The sequence below is a fragment of the Alteribacter lacisalsi genome (assembly GCF_003226345.1).
Classification (GTDB): Bacteria; Bacillota; Bacilli; order Bacillales; family Salisediminibacteriaceae; genus Alteribacter; species Alteribacter lacisalsi.
On record NZ_PDOF01000001.1, the window covers coordinates 1,657,130 to 1,673,402 of the forward strand.

Below are 16,273 nucleotides of genomic sequence, written 5' to 3' on the forward strand. Positions count from 1 at the left end.
TTTATCATTCCAAAAGAAAGGTGGTTTATGCCCTTGGTTTACTCACATATTCAAGCAGGAAATAGGTGAAAAGATGAAAAGCCCCCAAAAGAATTCTCGGGGGCTCTGCTGGTTGAGGCAAATTAGTAAAGACGGATTGTATCTTCGTTCATGTTTTCGAGTGTGTTTTTTACATCGGCCATAAACTTACCGCAAATCAGGCCGTCAAGTACACGATGGTCAAGGGACATACAAAGATTGACCATATGCCGGACCGCTATGGCATCATTATCAAGAATCACAGGCTTTTTAACAATCGATTCCACACTGAGGATCGCTGCCTGAGGGTGGTTAATGATTGGCTGGCTCATCACAGACCCGAACGAACCAGTGTTATTTACGGTAAACGTTCCGCCCTGCATATCCGCCTGCGTAATACTTCCTGTTCTCACACGACCTGCAAGATCATCAATCTGACGGGCAAGACCTTTTATCGTCTGTTCGTCTGCGTGCTTAATAACAGGGACGAACAGGGATTCTTCTGTCGCAACTGCAAGTGAAATGTGAACATCTTTATGACGGATAATTTTATCTCCCTGCCAGCTGGAATTGATCTGCGGGTATTTCTTAAGGCCGTCCACAACAGCTTTAACGAAGAACGGCAGGAATGTCAGCTTCATGCCTTCCTGGTCGGCAAAAGACTGCTTGACTTTATTGCGGTATTTTACAAGGTCAGTCACATCCACTTCAACCATCATCCACGCATGCGGAGCCTCGTGCTTCGATTTCACCATGTTCTGGGCAATTGCTTTACGTACGCCGGATACAGGGATCTCTTCCACACGTCCGTTAGTGACAGCTTGCTGCTGCGGAGCATAAGATTGAACGTCACGCTCCCTCTCAGCCTGACGGGCTGTTTCATTTGTTGCCATTTCTTCAGGGGCAGGCTGACGGCCTCCAGCAGTGTCATGAGGCGCCGTTCCCTGCTTCGGAAGGTTCCCGCTGTCAAGGAGACTCTGGAGATCTTTACGGGTAATACGTCCGCCGCGGCCGCTTCCTTCAACCTGTTCAAGATCGATGCTGTGTTCCTGAGCCATACGCAGCACGGCAGGAGAGTAGCGTTTTTTGGCTGACGTGTCGGCATCAGCTTTCTCTTCTTTTTCTGCTTTTTCCTGTGAGGGATCTGATGAAGAGGCAGAAGTAGAAGTCGTGTCTTCTTCGGTTTCGCCCTCCACGTTCATTGTACAGATCACTTCACCTACACTGATGGTTTCATCTTCACCTGCAACCAGTTCAGCGATTGTTCCTGCATAGGAAGATGGCACTTCGGCATTTACTTTATCCGTCATAACTTCGGCGATTGGGTCGTATTTGTTCACCTGGTCGCCAGGGCTGACAAGCCATTTTGTAATTGTACCTTCTGTTACACTTTCCCCGAGCTGGGGCATTGTAATATTTGTCGCCACGTTCAGGCACCTCCGGTTCGATTAAAATTCAGCTAAATCACGCATCGCAGCTTCAACTTTATCAGCGTTAACCATAAATTCTTTTTCCATTGTCGGTGCATAAGGCATCGACGGTACATCAGGTCCGGCAAGGCGTTTTACCGGAGCATCAAGGTCAAACAGACACTCTTCGGAGATAATGGCGGAAACTTCACTCATGATGCTTCCCTCTTTGTTATCTTCAGTTACAAGGAGTACTTTTCCTGTTTTCTTAGCTGCCTCCACAATCGCTTCCCGGTCAAGCGGGTAAACGGTGCGCAGATCAAGAATGTGGGCACTGTAGCCGTCTTTTTCGAGTTCCTCTGCAGCCTGCATGGCAAAATGAACACACAGACCGTAAGTGATAACTGTAATGTCCTCACCTTCACGTTTTACATCTGCTTTTCCGATCGGAAGCGTGTAATCGTCCTCAGGTACTTCACCTTTAATCAGACGATATGCCCGCTTGTGCTCGAAAAAGAGAACCGGATCATCATCACGGATCGCCGCCTTCAGAAGTCCTTTTGCGTCATATGGAGTTGACGGCATCACAATTTTCAGGCCGGGCACGTTGGCAAAAAGGGCTTCCACCGACTGAGAATGATAAAGAGCTCCATGAACACCGCCACCATATGGGGCACGTACCGTGATCGGGCAATGCCAGTCATTATTTGAACGGTAGCGGATTTTTGCAGCTTCGGACACGATCTGATTCACCGCAGGCATAATAAAGTCTGCAAACTGCATCTCAGCAATTGGACGCATACCGTACATGGCTGCACCAATTCCGACTCCTGCAATCGCTGATTCCGCAAGCGGAGTATCAAGAACCCTGTATTCACCAAATTGTTCATATAAACCGTCTGTTGCCCGGAATACCCCTCCGCGGCGCCCTACATCTTCTCCGAGAACGAACACATTGTCGTCACGTTCCATTTCTTCTTTGATTGCCATCGTAATTGATTCAATATAAGATTTCACAGCCATCGGATTATTCCCCCCCGTATACGTGATCGTATGCTGTTTTTGCATCTGCATAAGGTGCTTTTTCAGCGTAGTCTGTCGCTTCATCGATCACTTTTCTGAGCCGGTCTTTCATTTCAGTTTCTTTTTCTTCCGTAAGTATGCCCGCATCACGCAGGTAATCGCCGAACGTAAAAATGGCATCCAGCTTTTTCGCTTCTTCCACCTCTGAACGCTCACGGTAAACACTGTCATCATCGTCACTGGAGTGCGGTGTCAGGCGGTAGGAGACTGCCTCAATAAGAGACGGGCCTTCTCCGCTCAATGCACGGATTCTTGCATTTTTCACTGCTTCATAAACAGCAAGCGGGTCATTACCGTCCACCGTCTCGCCGTGAATGCCGTACCCTATAGCACGATCGGAGACCTTTTCACAGTTCAGCTGCTTGTCATAAGGAACTGAAATGGCGTATTTATTGTTCTCACACATAAAAATAACAGGCAGATCATGAACACTTGCAAAGTTGATACCCTCATGAAAATCCCCCTGGTTGGAAGACCCTTCACCGAACGTTGTAAAGCTCACAAACTCTTCGCCTTTCATTTTCGCAGCAAGGCCGAAACCTACGGCGTGGGGAACCTGCGTTGTTACAGGAGACGATCCTGTTACGATACGGTTTTTTTTCTGTCCGAAGTGACCCGGCATCTGACGGCCGCCGGAGTTCGGGTCTTCCGCTTTGGCAAACCCGGAAAGCATAAGTTCACGGGCAGTCATGCCAAAAGTAAGGACTACACCCATATCACGATAGTAAGGAAGCACATAGTCCGCGTCCCGGTCCAGAGCCATTGCAGCGCCAACCTGGGCTGCTTCCTGACCCTGACAGGAAATCACAAAAGGAATTTTACCTGCACGGTTTAAAAGCCACATCCGCTCGTCAATCATGCGGGCAAGCAGCATCTGTTCATACATTTCAAGCACGTTGTCATTGGATAAACCTAATTGTTCATGGCGTTGTTCAGCCATTGTATTCCCTCCTTTGATTCGTCAACCAAACTGCATTTGTTCTCATTAACTGTGAATTGCTTTTCCATCAACGGCCAGTGCCGCTTCACCGACAGCCTCTGAAAGACTAGGGTGCGGATGAATTGTTTCAGCCACTTCCCAGTGCGTGGCATCGAGCACCTTCGCGAGGGCAGCTTCGGAAATCATATCTGTTACATGAGGACCAATCATATGGACACCGAGCAGGTCATCTGTTTTAGCATCGGATACAAACTTAACAAAGCCTGAAGTATCGCCGTATACAAGCGCTTTACCGATAGCTTTAAAGGAAAATGTACCTGTTTTCACTTCAAATCCCCGCTCTTTTGCTACCTGTTCGGTCAGCCCCACGTTTGCAACTTCCGGCGAGGAGTAGGTGCATTTGGCCACCATATCAGGATCCACGTAGTGGCCGCCGTCACCAAACATATGTTCAACTGCAGCAATTCCTTCGTGGGACGCCACATGGGCAAGCTGCAGTCCGCCAATCACATCGCCGATGGCATAGATATGAGATTCTTTTGTCTGGTAATGCTTGTTCACTTTAATAAAGCCTTTTTCTACCTTGATGTCTGTATTCTGCAGACCGATATCATCCACATTAGCTGCACGGCCAACTGAAACAAGCACTTTTTCAGCAGATGCAGCTTTTGTTTCTCCCTTATGTTCATACGGAATGGTCATCTGACCGTCCTGTTCTTCCACTTCATCCGAAAGCACCTTTGCATCCGTAATTACCGTGACACCTTTTTTCTTAAGTGCTCGTTTCATCTCCTTGGAGATGTCTTCGTCTTCAAGAGGAAGCACACGGGAAGCGTATTCCAGAACAGTTACGTCAACGCCGAAATCAGCGAGCATAGAAGCCCATTCCACCCCGATGACTCCGCCGCCGATAATGGCGATGGATTCCGGAAGTGATTCCATTTTCAAGGCATCGTCCGATGACAGGATGGTTGTGCCGTTCAGTTCAAGACCCGGCAGTGTTCTCGGATGACTGCCTGTGGCAATCAGAACATGTTTGGGTACGATCATCGCATTATCAGAGCCGTCGTTATTCTCCACACTGATCGTCCCTGGGGAAGGTGAAAAGATGGAAGGCCCCAAAATCCGGCCGTATCCCTCAAAGACATCAATTTTACCTTTTTTCATCAAATGCTGGACACCTTTGTAAAGCTGCTCCACGATGCCTTCCTTGCGTTTTTGAACCTGGCTGAAATCAAGCTCCGCATTACCGGCATTTACGCCAAACTCACTGCTTTTTTTTACAGTCTGATAAACTTCCGCACTTCGTAAAAGAGCCTTACTCGGGATACAGCCGTTATGAAGACAGGTTCCTCCGAGCTTCCCTCTTTCCACAATCGCAACAGACGCGCCGAGCTGTGCTGCGCGAATTGCTGCAACATAACCGCCAGTCCCTGCACCAAGAATGACGAGATCATATTCACGTGCCATTTCTATTCCTCCTCCGAAAAATCGTAATCATAAAAAAACCTACCCTGAAAATAACTGAACAGGAGCTTCACGCCGCCCGTTCGCTTTCCGCGGCGATACCGGCAAGCCTCCTCGGCTGCGCCTGTGAGGTCTCACTGTGTCGGAGCTTAATTTAGATATGAGATACAAACGCTCCTCATTTCCGCAGGAGTCTTACTGCCTGCATGCAGCTCCGGACGTCCAACCCCTTACTTAACTGCCTCTCCGGAACTTACCCGGTTTTCGGTATATTCTCTTGCTTCTTCTTCGTTTCTCAATACTCTGAGCGCACCTTCGGCCAGGGCCTGAAGTTCATTTTCACCAGGCTTGACGATTACGTCACAAATCCAGTGGACCCGTTCCGTAATTTTACGGACAAAATCTTTTCCGTAAGCAAGTCCGCCCGTTAGGATGATGGCATCTGCCTCCCCCTTCAGGACCGCTCCGGCAGCTGCAATTTCCTTCGCTACCTGATAGGCCATCGCATCATAAACAATTTCGGCTTTTTCATCACCTGATGAAATTCTTTTTTCCACCTCAACCGCATCATTGGTGCCAAGGTAACCGACAAGGCCACCCTGCCCAACAATTTTCTTCATGACTTCCCCGGAGTAATACTCACCGCTGAAGCACATTGCCACAAGATCTCCGGCAGGCACTGTCCCTGCACGTTCCGGTGAAAATGGTCCTTCTCCGTGGAGTCCATTATTTACATCCACAACGCGCCCCTGTTTGTGGGCACCGATGGTGATCCCGCCTCCCATATGGACGACAATTAAATTCAGTTCGCTGTATTTACGCCCTTTTTCGGAGGCCACTTTCCTTGCAACAGCTTTTTGATTTAATGCATGAAAAATACTTTTGCGTTCAAAATCAGCGAAGCCCGAAATCCGCGCTACATCCTCAAGCTCGTCCACAACAACAGGGTCTACAATGTATGACGGGATGTTAAACTGACGGGCGATTTCATTTGCCACAATCCCGCCCAGATTCGACGCGTGCTGACCTGAATAGCCTTCCTGCAGGTCTTTTAACATTAGGTCATTGACTTCGTATGTACCACCTTCAATTGGACGGAGAAGTCCCCCCCTGCCAACTACGGCAGAAAGCTTCGAAAGGTTGATACCCTGGCTGTCGAGTGTTTCAAGGATTGCCTGTTTGCGGAATGCGTACTGATCAATGATGGAATCGTATTTTGCAAGCGTATCACGGTCATGCCGCAGTGTTTCCTCCATGATTGCCCGTTCGTTGTCAAAGATGCCTATTTTCGTGGATGTTGAACCAGGATTGATTGCCAGTATACGGTGTTCTTTATGTTCCAATTGTTTTACCTCCATCATGTTCAGCCGGGCAGGCCGGCGTTGTGACATATTCTGCCGGATTTTCGGCCCTGCTTCTGTTTAAGGGGGCAGATGATTTATCTTCTGCCGCGGCTCATAATGTTCATATTGTTCTGCAGGAACTGTTTTCTTGATTTTCTCATCGTTTCAATCCGCTCTTCCGCAAGACGGTCTGCTGCTACATAGGAAGGAATGTTATCACGTTTGGATATTTCAAAAATTTTACTGATGCTGTCATAAATTGTTTCCACTTTTTTCATGGCGCGTTCACGGTTATAGCCGTTAAGTTCGTCCGCGACGTTAATAACACCGCCAGAGTTGATCACGTAGTCAGGGGCATAAATCATGCCTTTTTCTTCAAGCATTTCGCCGTGACGTGTTTCCTTCAGCTGGTTGTTTGCTGCACCGGCAATGACTTTCGCTTTCAGCTGGGACAGAGTTTCATCATTGATGGTTGCACCAAGGGCACACGGTGCGTAAATATCGCAGTCCACGCTGTAAATATCGTTAATTCCGACAGATTCAGCACCGAATTCTTCTACTACTCGGGCGACAGCCTCTTCGTTAATATCGGTCACAATTAGGCGGGCACCTTCTTTGTGAAGATGGCGGCAGAGGTTGTATGCCACATTTCCGACTCCCTGAACGGCAATTCTTTTTCCTTCAAGCGAGTCGGTACCGAACGCTTCTCTGGCTGCTGCCTTCATCCCTACGTATACCCCGTATGCTGTTACAGGTGACGGGTTCCCCGAAGAACCGAATGCAGGTGATATACCGGTTACAAATTCGGTTTCCTGATAGACAAGATCCATATCTTCAACAGTCGTGCCCACATCCTCCGCCGTAATATAACGGCCGTTAAGTCCCTGAATATAGCGTCCGAACGCACGGAACATTGCTTCGTTCTTATCCTTTCTCGGATCTCCGATAATAACGGTTTTACCGCCGCCGAGATTCAGTCCTGCAGCCGCGTTTTTATAAGTCATTCCTCTGGCAAGGCGAAGAGCATCCTCAAAGGCCTGTTCCTCTGTTTCGTACGTCCACATGCGCGTGCCGCCCAGAGCCGGCCCGAGTGTTGTATCGTGAATGGCAATAATGGCTTTCAAACCGGACTGCTGATCCTGGCAGACAACAACCTGTTCGTAATCGTAACTTTCCATGTACTTAAAAATTTTCATTGTATTTCCTCCTCATGAGAATATCAAATTGCATTTTTTATCTATTCAGCCGCACCTGCGGCAATTGTAATTGAAAAGAGTTTACTTTCAGCTGAATCAGCCCGGCTTGTAAGCACAATCGGTGCCCCTGCTCCTGTAATCAATCCGCCCACTTTTCCTTTACCGAAAATGGTGAGGGATTTATAAAGGGCGTTTCCGGTTTCGATTGCAGGAACAACTAGAATGTCCGCTTCTCCTGCCACTTCGGAATGGATGCCTTTTTGTTCGGCAGCTTCCTTTGAAACCGCAAGATCAAATGCCAGCGGGCCGTCGATTATACAGCCGGGAATCTGGCCTCTTCGGTTCATCTGGGTAAGGGCCGCCGCATGAAGTGTTGCTTCCATTGCAGGATTCACGGTTTCCACCGCAGCAATAACCGCAACCTTGGGATTTGTAAACCCGATCTTTTTTGCAGTTTCAACCGCATTGACTGTTATCGCGGTTTTTTCCTTCAGATCCGGTGCAATATTCATTGCTGCATCTGTTAACAGGAGAAGGCTGTCTCTTCCAGGAAGATCAAAAGCAGCCACGTGTGAAAGCACACTTCCGCTTCTCAGACCATGCTCCTTGTTCAGCACCGCTTTAAGAAGAACAGATGTTGATGTCATCCCTTTCATAAGAACGTCTGCTTCTTTCGCCTTTACAAGACTCACAGCAGCAGCAGCTGACTGTTTTTCGTCCGCTGCCTCCTTAAGCTCCCAGAGGCCGCCATCGTGTTTCAGTCCTGCTTCCTCAGCCAGGCCCGCCATGACTTCCGTCGGTCCGACAAAGACAAATTTCCCGATCCCTTCGTCCATTGCCCGGCGCGCCGCCTCAAACAAACCCTTGTCAGTGGCGTGGGCAACTGCGAATGTTTTCTCTCTTCCTGACGTATTTTTCACACGTTCAGTTAACTGGTCCAGATTCAATACAATCCCGCCTTTCATGATGAAGACCATCTGCTCTTAATATAATGCAAGAATGGTGCCAATTAACCTCAAGGGGATAAAACGCTTACAGAGCAGGTAAAACACCATAATTTCCCGCAGGAAAGACATGCAAAAAAGTGCAGGGTATGAAATTTATTGCATGCAAAAATATTCAATTCCAGGAGGAGATATCAAGCTTTTCGATTTTATAGTATAAATTCCGCAGTGATAATCCCAGTGCTTCTGCTGTTTTTGTTTTGTTTCCGCCATGTGCGTTCAGTGTCCGGACAATGATCTGCTTTTCACGGTCTGCCAGCTGCTCCTGAAGCGACCTGCCGGATATCTCCTCACCATTGCCGCCGGAAGGTTCCTGTTGGGTTTTTCCTGTTTCAGTTTCAAGTGAAGGCAGGTGGTCGACGCAGATCCGGCTGACAGAATAATGCATATGGATCATGGCTCTGCCAAGTATGTTTTCCAATTCCCTTACATTGCCCGGCCAGTCGTACTCCCGAAGCATGGAGAGAGCTTCCTGCGTGAGCCCTTCCACATTTCGACCGTAATCCTGATTTAGCTTTGTAAGAAGATGATCACACAGGGCCGGGAGATCTTCCTTCCTCATTCTCAGTGGCGGAATCTGAATCGGCATCCGGTTCAGACGGTAGTACAGATCGCTCCTGAATTCATTTTTGTACATCTTTTCTTCCATATTGACGTTCGTCGCGGCGACCACACGGACATCAATATCCAGCGTTTTAGTACTCCCCACTCTGACAACTTCTTTTTCCTGCAGTACACGAAGCAGTTTTGCCTGCGTCTGACTGCTCAGTTCGCCGATTTCATCGAGAAAAATCGTGCCGCCATGGGCTTCTTCAAAAAGACCCTTCTTTCCGCCTCTTCTCGCACCGGAAAAGGCACCTTCATCATATCCGAAAAGCTCACTTTCAAGCAGGCTTTCGGAAATAGCAGCGCAGTTCACTCTTACAAATTTGTTGTATTTACGATCACTTGCATTATGAATGGCGTGGGCAAAAAGCTCCTTTCCGGTTCCCGACTCCCCTCTCAGCAGGATCGTAGCTGGTGTTTTTGCAGCCATCTGTGCCTGCTCGATGGCGATCGTAAATTCACCGGACTTCCCGATAATATCTTCAAAAGTGTACTTTGCCTCAAGTGTCCGGATAATTTGCCTGGCCCGTTCCAGTTCACTGTTCAGTGTTTCAAGCTCGGATACGTCATGAATAACGCCGACACTTCCCTTCAGTTTCCCATCCACAATGACGGGGGCAACATTTACAAGGACATCTTTCCTTTTCGGGCCGACTTTCATTCTGACACCTCGGACAGGCTTTCGTGTTTTAAGTACTTGAAGGTGCATGCTTTTTCCTTCGGATATATCCGTAGTTGCCGGTTTGGAAAGAACCTCCTCAGATGTCAGTCCTGTCAACCGGGTATATGCCGGGTTGATAATCAGCCCTTTTCCTTCTTCATCCACCACGCTGATCGCGTCGTCAGAAGAGTGAATGATCGCCTCAAGCATCGTCTGGACACTTTTAAGACTCGTTACTTCTTCAGCCATCTGTTCAATATCCGTTATATCTCTGAAAACACTCAGCGCTCCGATAATCCGTTTACCCTGCTTCATTGGAAAGCGGGTAGCTACAATAGTACGGTTTTCGCGGATTGTCTGTCGCCGGTTCTGTTCCGTTTTGCCTGTATGTAAAACTCTGGGAAGCTCACTTGAAGGTAGGGCATATCCAACCGGTTTGCCCAGAACTTCTTCTTTTTTCAGACCAGACATTTCTTCTGCCCGGCTGTTAATAAGGGTAATCCTCTCGTTATTATCGATGGCGATCATACCATCGTGGGTGGAATTCAAAATCAGTTCAAGCTTAGAAAAATGCTCGGTTTTTTCTTCAATCAGCTTTTCTTTTTCTTCAATAAGATAAAATAGAATAGAGGCAACAGAACTGGGAATCAGCGTCACATTCTGCCCGGCAAATTCTTCTCGGAGTTCCTTTAGAAGTCCGGCATTGCCAGTCACCTCAATAACAGCATCCACAGGCTTCAATTCGTTCAAAGCTTCCTGCCACCGGGTGAAAAAAGGAATATTATGAACTTCTGCTTTTTTTGCCCCTAAACAGTCAGCATTAAGATCAACCACCCCGGTAACACGGGTAAATGCGGTTTTATGGAGCAGTTCCAGCAGTGCACTGCCTCCCTGTCCGCCGCCGATAATTAAAATTCGTTTCAATGCGAAACCTCCTTCCCTCATCCCATTGTACCTTTTATGCAATTTTTTTCATAGGAGTGAAGGCAGTCAGCGTTAACCTTACCATAGAGATGTTCCTTAATCTGTCACCATGTCAGGTTTGCGGACATTGTTTTCTTGCTATAAAATAAAGGGGAACCTTCAGAAAGGATTTTTCATATGACCATTCAACGTTTTCTTGCTCTTATCGTACTCGTCATTCCTGCAGTATTCGCCGGTTACGGCATTAAACTTATGCGGGATACCGTTTTTCATATCCTTAATCCGCCTTATCCTTTTCTCATGCTCCAGTTTTTTGCAGGCATGGTCGCCCTGATACTTGGGGTGTGGTTTATCGGCGGCTTCATTCTTCATCGTGACCGGAAAAATAATAAAGTTGCTCCCCGCTTCCAGTTGAAACAGAACAATTCAGCAAAATAAGTACAGGGTGTCCGTAAACGGGACACCCTGTTTTATTACCTGTTCCGCCTCTGTCCCGCCAGATCCATTGTGTTTAATAAGGTTGATGAAGAAATTATGGCACTGATCGACCGCTTTTCAGACAGAATGGTCAGAAATACTGCTGCCAAAGCAGCCCCACCAGCTGCCGGGAGCGAGCCGGACTGCGCTGCGGCAGTAGCAAAAAGAGCACCTGCAGTCATAGCTCCATTGTCTCCCAGCATTGTTTTCTCCGCACCTTCCTCTTTCATCCAGATCAGGAGCAGCAGAATAATTCCAGGTGCATAAAAGACCCCGTTGTGAAACACACCGACTACAAAAAGAAGCATCACACTCAACTTCATTACTCTCAGCGGCCTGGTGTCCAGGAGATTAAACACGTGGGGAACGAGAATCAGCACTGGCAGAAAAACAGGTAACTCCCACACCAGCATAGATTCCTGTCTAACAAGGGTCGCAGCATAGATGAACGCAGCAGCGGTGCCACCTGCCGCTTTTAACAACCCCGTTGTCAGTTTCCTTTGTCGGAACAGATAGGTGAAATGGCCTCTGATTCCCTTTGGTTGTGCGGTTCCAAACCTGTCATCCAGCCATCCGAGCGCCCACACTGTAAAGACGAACCAGAATCCTGCAGGAGTTAAGGAAAGCGGCCCGCCGGTAACAAAGTCCAGTCCTGCCCAGAGTAAAATGACAAGTCCAAAATTATAAGGAACTTTCCTGCCGTTGAAATTCATAACAGTAAGCCCTTTTTTCCGGAAATGAAACGAGCTCAGTACATAAAAGACAAGTATTACTGCAGGCTGCCAGAGGTACGCTGCCATAGAACCCTCTCCATTTCATACCATTGGCGGGACCTGTGCAGAAACCCCGCCACTGTTTTTCCGTATCCGTTGTGTTTCATCCCGGTATCTACTTCCTTAATAACTGCTCCATGCGAGAGCAGATCAAAATTACAGGCCATCTCAAAGCCGTAACGGCAGTGTCCTACATCCTCAGATAGAACGGAAAGCCACTTCCGGTGAAATACCCGCTGTCCTGACAGCGGACTGGAAAGATAGATGCCAAAGTGACTGCTTATTACTCTGGACGCACGGCGCTTCATAAAACCGAATCCTTTTTTCTCCACGGTATTGGAAAAAGAAGCGAGCACGATATCCGCTTCTCCTCTCCTAAGGGGATTGAGAAGTTTTACTGCTTCGACAGCGGTTTCCTCCAGATCAGCGTCCAGGAGCATGACATAATCGTGTTTTGTCTGCCGGAGCCCTGTAATCGCCGCTGCTGCTTTGCCCTGATTTACCGGAAACCGGAAAACATAGTCCGCAATACCAGATGCTCTGGTATATGTATCATCGGTACTTCCGTCATCAATCACATAAATGCTGTTTATCCATGGCTCGTTCCTCAAGGAACCAAGCGTAGCTGCGATTCGCTGGCCTTCATTATAAGCAGGCATCACCACATCCACCTTCATTGCTCCTGCCTCCTTTGCTCCGCACTGCTGTCATTAAGTGGGTCATGATGCATGAGTGCTGCTCGTCTCTGCTGTCGGAGTTTTGCTGAAACAGCCAGATCCCCGCTTAGTTTAAGGTCACTGATTTTATGGCCCAAAAAGGCTCTGGTTAAGAGGGTGGAGCCCATCCCTTCACGGTCTTTTTCCATCATTTCAAGATATCCGCTTCGGCAGCCTATGGAATAAATTTTCGAGGCACCGGAAACGCCGGCAAGCATCATAGCAAGGTCTTCACTCATCCCCGGAAACATTCTCTTTTCAGACCGAATACCAATCTTCTCAAGCCTTTCATGCCCCGGACTTTTTCCGTTCATGTACGCGTGAGAGACAAAAATGCAGTTAAGTGACTGGGCCTGCTCCGGCAGCGAATCCATATCCCCTATAATGACATCCGGGATAATGCCTTCAAGAAGGAGCCCCTCTGATGCGCCATCCACAGCCATTACAAAAGAACTCGGGAGTCGGAGTTCCTGCTTCCAGCAGGCTGCATCTTCACGGTATCCAGCTCCGCGCGCCACGACAAATACTTGTTTGCCTGAGACTCCATCAATTGGCTGCAATGTACTTATGCTCTCAATAAACAGATCAAGTCCTGCAGCTGCATGGATAAGGGAGTTTTTCATGAATGTTTTAAAGACATCAGGTTCCTTTTCCTTTGATGCAGCTGCTTTTTCCTCCGCCCTCTGTAAATCCCACGGCAGCAGACATGCTGTTTCCTCCCAGGACTGTCCTTTTTTTATGTAAAGATGCTGCCCGGCAATCGAAACGAAAAACGGGCCTACATCAGGACATTTAAAGGGTACTGTCACATCAAACAAGGCAATTTGATGATGTAAAAGGATGAACACACCTTCATGGTAAAACCGGCCTGTCATAGAGCATTCCAGATTAACCACGGCCTTAACGCCACTTTGCACAAGCGACTCCGCTGCAGTCCGGTCCAGGTCCCTGTGAGAAATAAAAGCAATAGCCCCCCGGGGAATGGTTTGAGCCAGCAGTTTGGTTTTCTCCTGGAAATAGCCTGTTCCTGTAATAACTTGACTGCTCATACCATTGCCTCCTCAGCTGTTTGATTACGAATAGTATGTACAGGCACAGGGATTATTAGCCATTTAATACTGCCTTAAGAAGATGGGGGTTAGTGATTGGGGTGGAGGAAGGCCTCCATTTCCAAAGTTGCGCTAAAAAACAAAAAACCCATGAGGGATATTCATTCCCCTCATGGGCCGGTCTGTCACTTTCAGCTGACTTTGTGTTCAATGCGGAGCTTATCCGCCACCATTGCGATAAATTCGGAGTTGGTCGGCTTTGCTTTGCTGACACTTACTGTATAGCCGAACATTTTGGAGATGGATTCAATGTTGCCCCGGCTCCACGCAACTTCAATCGCGTGGCGGATCGCGCGCTCAACACGGCTCGCTGTTGTGTTGTATTTTTTTGCAATGTCCGGGTAAAGCACCTTCGTGATGGAACCTAGAAGTTCTATATCGTTATAAACCATCGTAATCGCTTCGCGAAGATACATGTAGCCTTTAATATGAGCAGGTACACCGATTTCGTGAATGATGCTTGTGATGCTTGCATCAAGATTCATCGGTTTGTTTTCTCTTCTCATTGAGTAGCTGCTCCCGGATGATTTCTTAACATAAGATGAGCCATTACCGCTTACATCACGAATTTTACTGATGAGAGTGTCCATGTCAAATGGCTTCAGAATGTAATAGGATGCGCCGAGTTCAACAGCTTTTTTTGTCACATCCTCCTGACCGAAAGCTGTCAGCATAATAATGTTCGGCCGCTTAGCCAGATCGAGATCATTAATTTTATCCAGGACTGCAAGGCCGTCAAGATGAGGCATAATGATATCCAGAATAAGTACATCCGGCTGTTCTTCTGCCACCAGATCAAGACACTCCTGACCGTTATAGGCTTTTCCGGTAACTTCCATGTCTTCTTGTGAATCAATGTATTCCTCAAGCAGCATCACTAACTCGCGGTTATCATCTGCCACACACACTTTTACTGTTTGCAATTTTGTTTCCTCCCCATAGCAATTTCACTTCCTGTTTTATAGATTCGACAATCACAATTTATATCCTTTCGAATTCTTATTTTTTCTAAAAAAACTTATCTTTTCTTTCGTTTTTAAACGTTTACTCGTGTTTTCGACCCTATTCGATTTTAACAGTCAGCAAATCTCATTTTTGTCGAATAATCTTTACCGAGCATAACACAGGTTCAGAATAATAAAAACAGCCTGCCGGGGATCCGGCAGACTAATTCGTCAGCTTGCTTTTGCTTTTTCAATTTCCTTACCGATATCAACGCCGGCTTCTTCAAGCATCCACTCAATGTGACACCCATATCCGGACGTGGGATCATTTACAAAAACGTGTGTCACTGCGCCGATGATCCGGTCATTTTGTATAATCGGACTTCCGCTCATTCCCTGAACAATTCCCCCGGTTGCTTCGAGTAGCTCTGGATCTGTCACTTTAATGACCATACCCTTTGTTGCAGGGAATTTCTGAATCGTGCTGCTTACGATTTCAATATCAAATTTCTTTACTTCTTCTCCGTTAACGACTGTCAGGATTTCAGCAGGTCCTTCCTGAACCTGATGTGACAGACCAATCTCCATAGGTTTATCCCATGCGCCATTCGCGACAGGCTCGTTCAGTGTCCCAAAAATCCCAAATGCGCTGTTCTTATTAATATCCCCAAGTACTTTCCGTTCACTTGAAAAACGAGCCAGCTTTTCTCCAGGCTCTCCATTAAGCCCTTTTTCAATTGACGTTACTCTCGACGATAGAATTTCACCGTCATTAACCTGAATCGGCTCCTTCGTGTCCATATCTGAAATCACATGGCCCAGGGCTCCGTATTTACGGGATTCAGGGTCATAAAACGTTAAAGTGCCTACACCTGCGGCCGAATCACGGATATATAATCCAAGGCGGTATGAGAACTCACCCTTTGCTTTTTCCGGCGTAAGCTCGGTGTGAATGAGTTTCTCTCCACGTTTGAGTTCAAGTCTCAACGGAAGGTCCTCGTCTCCTGCTTTTTGAACAATCGCTGAAATCTCACTCATATCCTTAATCTGTGTACCGTTCATTTTTGTGATCATATCGCCGACTTCCACCCCGGCTTTTTCACCCGGGGACTTCGTTCCCTCTTCCGTATCAATTAAATGATGACCTACTACGAGTACACCTTGTGTGTGTACACGAACGCCGATGGACTGCCCACCGGGTATGACTTTCTTCTCAGGCAAGACGGTAACTTCCATCGTTTTTAACGGGAAACCGGCCACCCCCAGCTGCACTTTTGAACTGCCCGGTTTTACACCTTCCAACGTTGTACGGTTGTCCTGTGAAAAAACGTCCACCGCTTCATCCGATTCAATGACCTCCAGCGAAGCAGGAATCGCATACTCCTGCCCTTCAAAGAATAAGATATCCGCCGGTGTGTCAACATACTGTTGAAGAGGAGGATAAAAGGCAGCGCTGAACAGTACGACAAGGAGAATCGCCCCAACGGCTTTTTTTATCAATTCTTTTTTCAATCGCTTTTCACTCTCCTCGCTCCCGACCTGCACCCCCATCATGGCTGTATCTATAGAGTAGCCCTCCGACGGAGCCTTTATAACAGGAAGA

14 protein-coding genes are annotated in these 16,273 nt (G+C 47.5%); 1 reads left to right on the forward strand and 13 read right to left on the reverse strand.

Annotated elements, in window-relative coordinates:
- Positions 1 to 122 precede the first annotated feature (122 nt).
- The 8 genes from CR205_RS08210 to CR205_RS08245 form a co-directional block, all read right to left on the reverse strand.
- Entirely contained in the window at positions 123 to 1,427 is a 1,305-nt protein-coding gene (locus CR205_RS08210) for a dihydrolipoamide acetyltransferase family protein (protein WP_110519756.1), read from the reverse strand.
- 39 nt (positions 1,428 to 1,466) lie between these two features.
- Entirely contained in the window at positions 1,467 to 2,450 is a 984-nt protein-coding gene (locus CR205_RS08215; RefSeq protein WP_110518545.1) for an alpha-ketoacid dehydrogenase subunit beta, read from the reverse strand.
- Between the two features lie 4 nt (positions 2,451 to 2,454).
- The gene (locus tag CR205_RS08220) at positions 2,455 to 3,450 is read right to left on the reverse strand and encodes a thiamine pyrophosphate-dependent dehydrogenase E1 component subunit alpha (RefSeq protein WP_110518547.1); all 996 of its coding nucleotides are present in this window, start codon (positions 3,448 to 3,450) and stop codon (positions 2,455 to 2,457) included.
- Positions 3,451 to 3,495: 45 nt separating this feature from the next.
- Entirely contained in the window at positions 3,496 to 4,920 is a 1,425-nt protein-coding gene (lpdA, locus tag CR205_RS08225; protein WP_110518548.1) for a dihydrolipoyl dehydrogenase, read from the reverse strand.
- Positions 4,921 to 5,147: 227 nt separating this feature from the next.
- Positions 5,148 to 6,260: a butyrate kinase gene (gene buk / locus CR205_RS08230; RefSeq protein ID WP_110518549.1), complete on the reverse strand. Its 1,113-nt coding sequence runs from the start codon at positions 6,258 to 6,260 to the stop codon at positions 5,148 to 5,150.
- 95 nt (positions 6,261 to 6,355) lie between these two features.
- Entirely contained in the window at positions 6,356 to 7,456 is a 1,101-nt protein-coding gene (gene bcd, locus CR205_RS08235; RefSeq protein ID WP_110518551.1) for a branched-chain amino acid dehydrogenase, read from the reverse strand.
- 41 nt (positions 7,457 to 7,497) lie between these two features.
- The gene (locus tag CR205_RS08240) at positions 7,498 to 8,403 is read right to left on the reverse strand and encodes a bifunctional enoyl-CoA hydratase/phosphate acetyltransferase (RefSeq protein ID WP_407923565.1); all 906 of its coding nucleotides are present in this window, start codon (positions 8,401 to 8,403) and stop codon (positions 7,498 to 7,500) included.
- 172 nt (positions 8,404 to 8,575) lie between these two features.
- Positions 8,576 to 10,651: a sigma-54 interaction domain-containing protein gene (locus CR205_RS08245; RefSeq protein WP_110518555.1), complete on the reverse strand. Its 2,076-nt coding sequence runs from the start codon at positions 10,649 to 10,651 to the stop codon at positions 8,576 to 8,578.
- A 183-nt stretch (positions 10,652 to 10,834) separates the two neighbouring features.
- On the opposite strand from CR205_RS08245, the gene CR205_RS08250 reads away from it, so the two are divergent.
- On the forward strand, positions 10,835 to 11,089 hold the full coding sequence (locus CR205_RS08250; RefSeq protein ID WP_110519758.1) for a DUF2627 domain-containing protein: 255 nt from the start codon (positions 10,835 to 10,837) through the stop codon (positions 11,087 to 11,089).
- A 35-nt stretch (positions 11,090 to 11,124) separates the two neighbouring features.
- Here the strand turns inward: CR205_RS08250 and CR205_RS08255 are convergent, their stop codons facing one another.
- The 5 genes from CR205_RS08255 to spoIVB all read right to left on the reverse strand — a co-directional run bounded on the left by CR205_RS08255 (position 11,125) and on the right by spoIVB (position 16,182).
- Complete coding sequence (locus tag CR205_RS08255; RefSeq protein WP_110518557.1) at positions 11,125 to 11,928, reverse strand: hypothetical protein; 804 nt, start codon at positions 11,926 to 11,928, stop codon at positions 11,125 to 11,127.
- A complete protein-coding gene (locus CR205_RS08260; protein WP_110518559.1) occupies positions 11,898 to 12,578 on the reverse strand; it encodes a glycosyltransferase family 2 protein in 681 nt (226 codons plus the stop codon). The genes CR205_RS08255 and CR205_RS08260 overlap by 31 nt, the downstream gene beginning before the upstream one ends.
- Complete coding sequence (steA, locus tag CR205_RS08265; protein WP_110518561.1) at positions 12,575 to 13,666, reverse strand: putative cytokinetic ring protein SteA; 1,092 nt, start codon at positions 13,664 to 13,666, stop codon at positions 12,575 to 12,577. The genes CR205_RS08260 and steA overlap by 4 nt, the downstream gene beginning before the upstream one ends.
- Before the next feature lie 191 nt (positions 13,667 to 13,857).
- Complete coding sequence (spo0A, locus tag CR205_RS08270) at positions 13,858 to 14,649, reverse strand: sporulation transcription factor Spo0A (RefSeq protein ID WP_110518563.1); 792 nt, start codon at positions 14,647 to 14,649, stop codon at positions 13,858 to 13,860.
- Positions 14,650 to 14,901: 252 nt separating this feature from the next.
- Complete coding sequence (spoIVB, locus tag CR205_RS08275; RefSeq protein WP_236634722.1) at positions 14,902 to 16,182, reverse strand: SpoIVB peptidase; 1,281 nt, start codon at positions 16,180 to 16,182, stop codon at positions 14,902 to 14,904.
- Positions 16,183 to 16,273 lie beyond the last annotated feature (91 nt).

Coding starts and splice junctions, on each gene's coding strand:
- bcd (WP_110518551.1), bottom strand. CDS start 7,456: ATGAAAATTTTTAAGTACATGGAAAGTTACGATTACGAACAGGTTGTT.
- CR205_RS08255 (WP_110518557.1), bottom strand. CDS start 11,928: ATGGCAGCGTACCTCTGGCAGCCTGCAGTAATACTTGTCTTTTATGTA.
- CR205_RS08215 (WP_110518545.1), bottom strand. CDS start 2,450: ATGGCTGTGAAATCTTATATTGAATCAATTACGATGGCAATCAAAGAA.
- steA (WP_110518561.1), bottom strand. CDS start 13,666: ATGAGCAGTCAAGTTATTACAGGAACAGGCTATTTCCAGGAGAAAACC.
- CR205_RS08210 (WP_110519756.1), bottom strand. CDS start 1,427: ATGCCCCAGCTCGGGGAAAGTGTAACAGAAGGTACAATTACAAAATGG.
- CR205_RS08260 (WP_110518559.1), bottom strand. CDS start 12,578: ATGAAGGTGGATGTGGTGATGCCTGCTTATAATGAAGGCCAGCGAATC.
- lpdA (WP_110518548.1), bottom strand. CDS start 4,920: ATGGCACGTGAATATGATCTCGTCATTCTTGGTGCAGGGACTGGCGGT.
- CR205_RS08220 (WP_110518547.1), bottom strand. CDS start 3,450: ATGGCTGAACAACGCCATGAACAATTAGGTTTATCCAATGACAACGTG.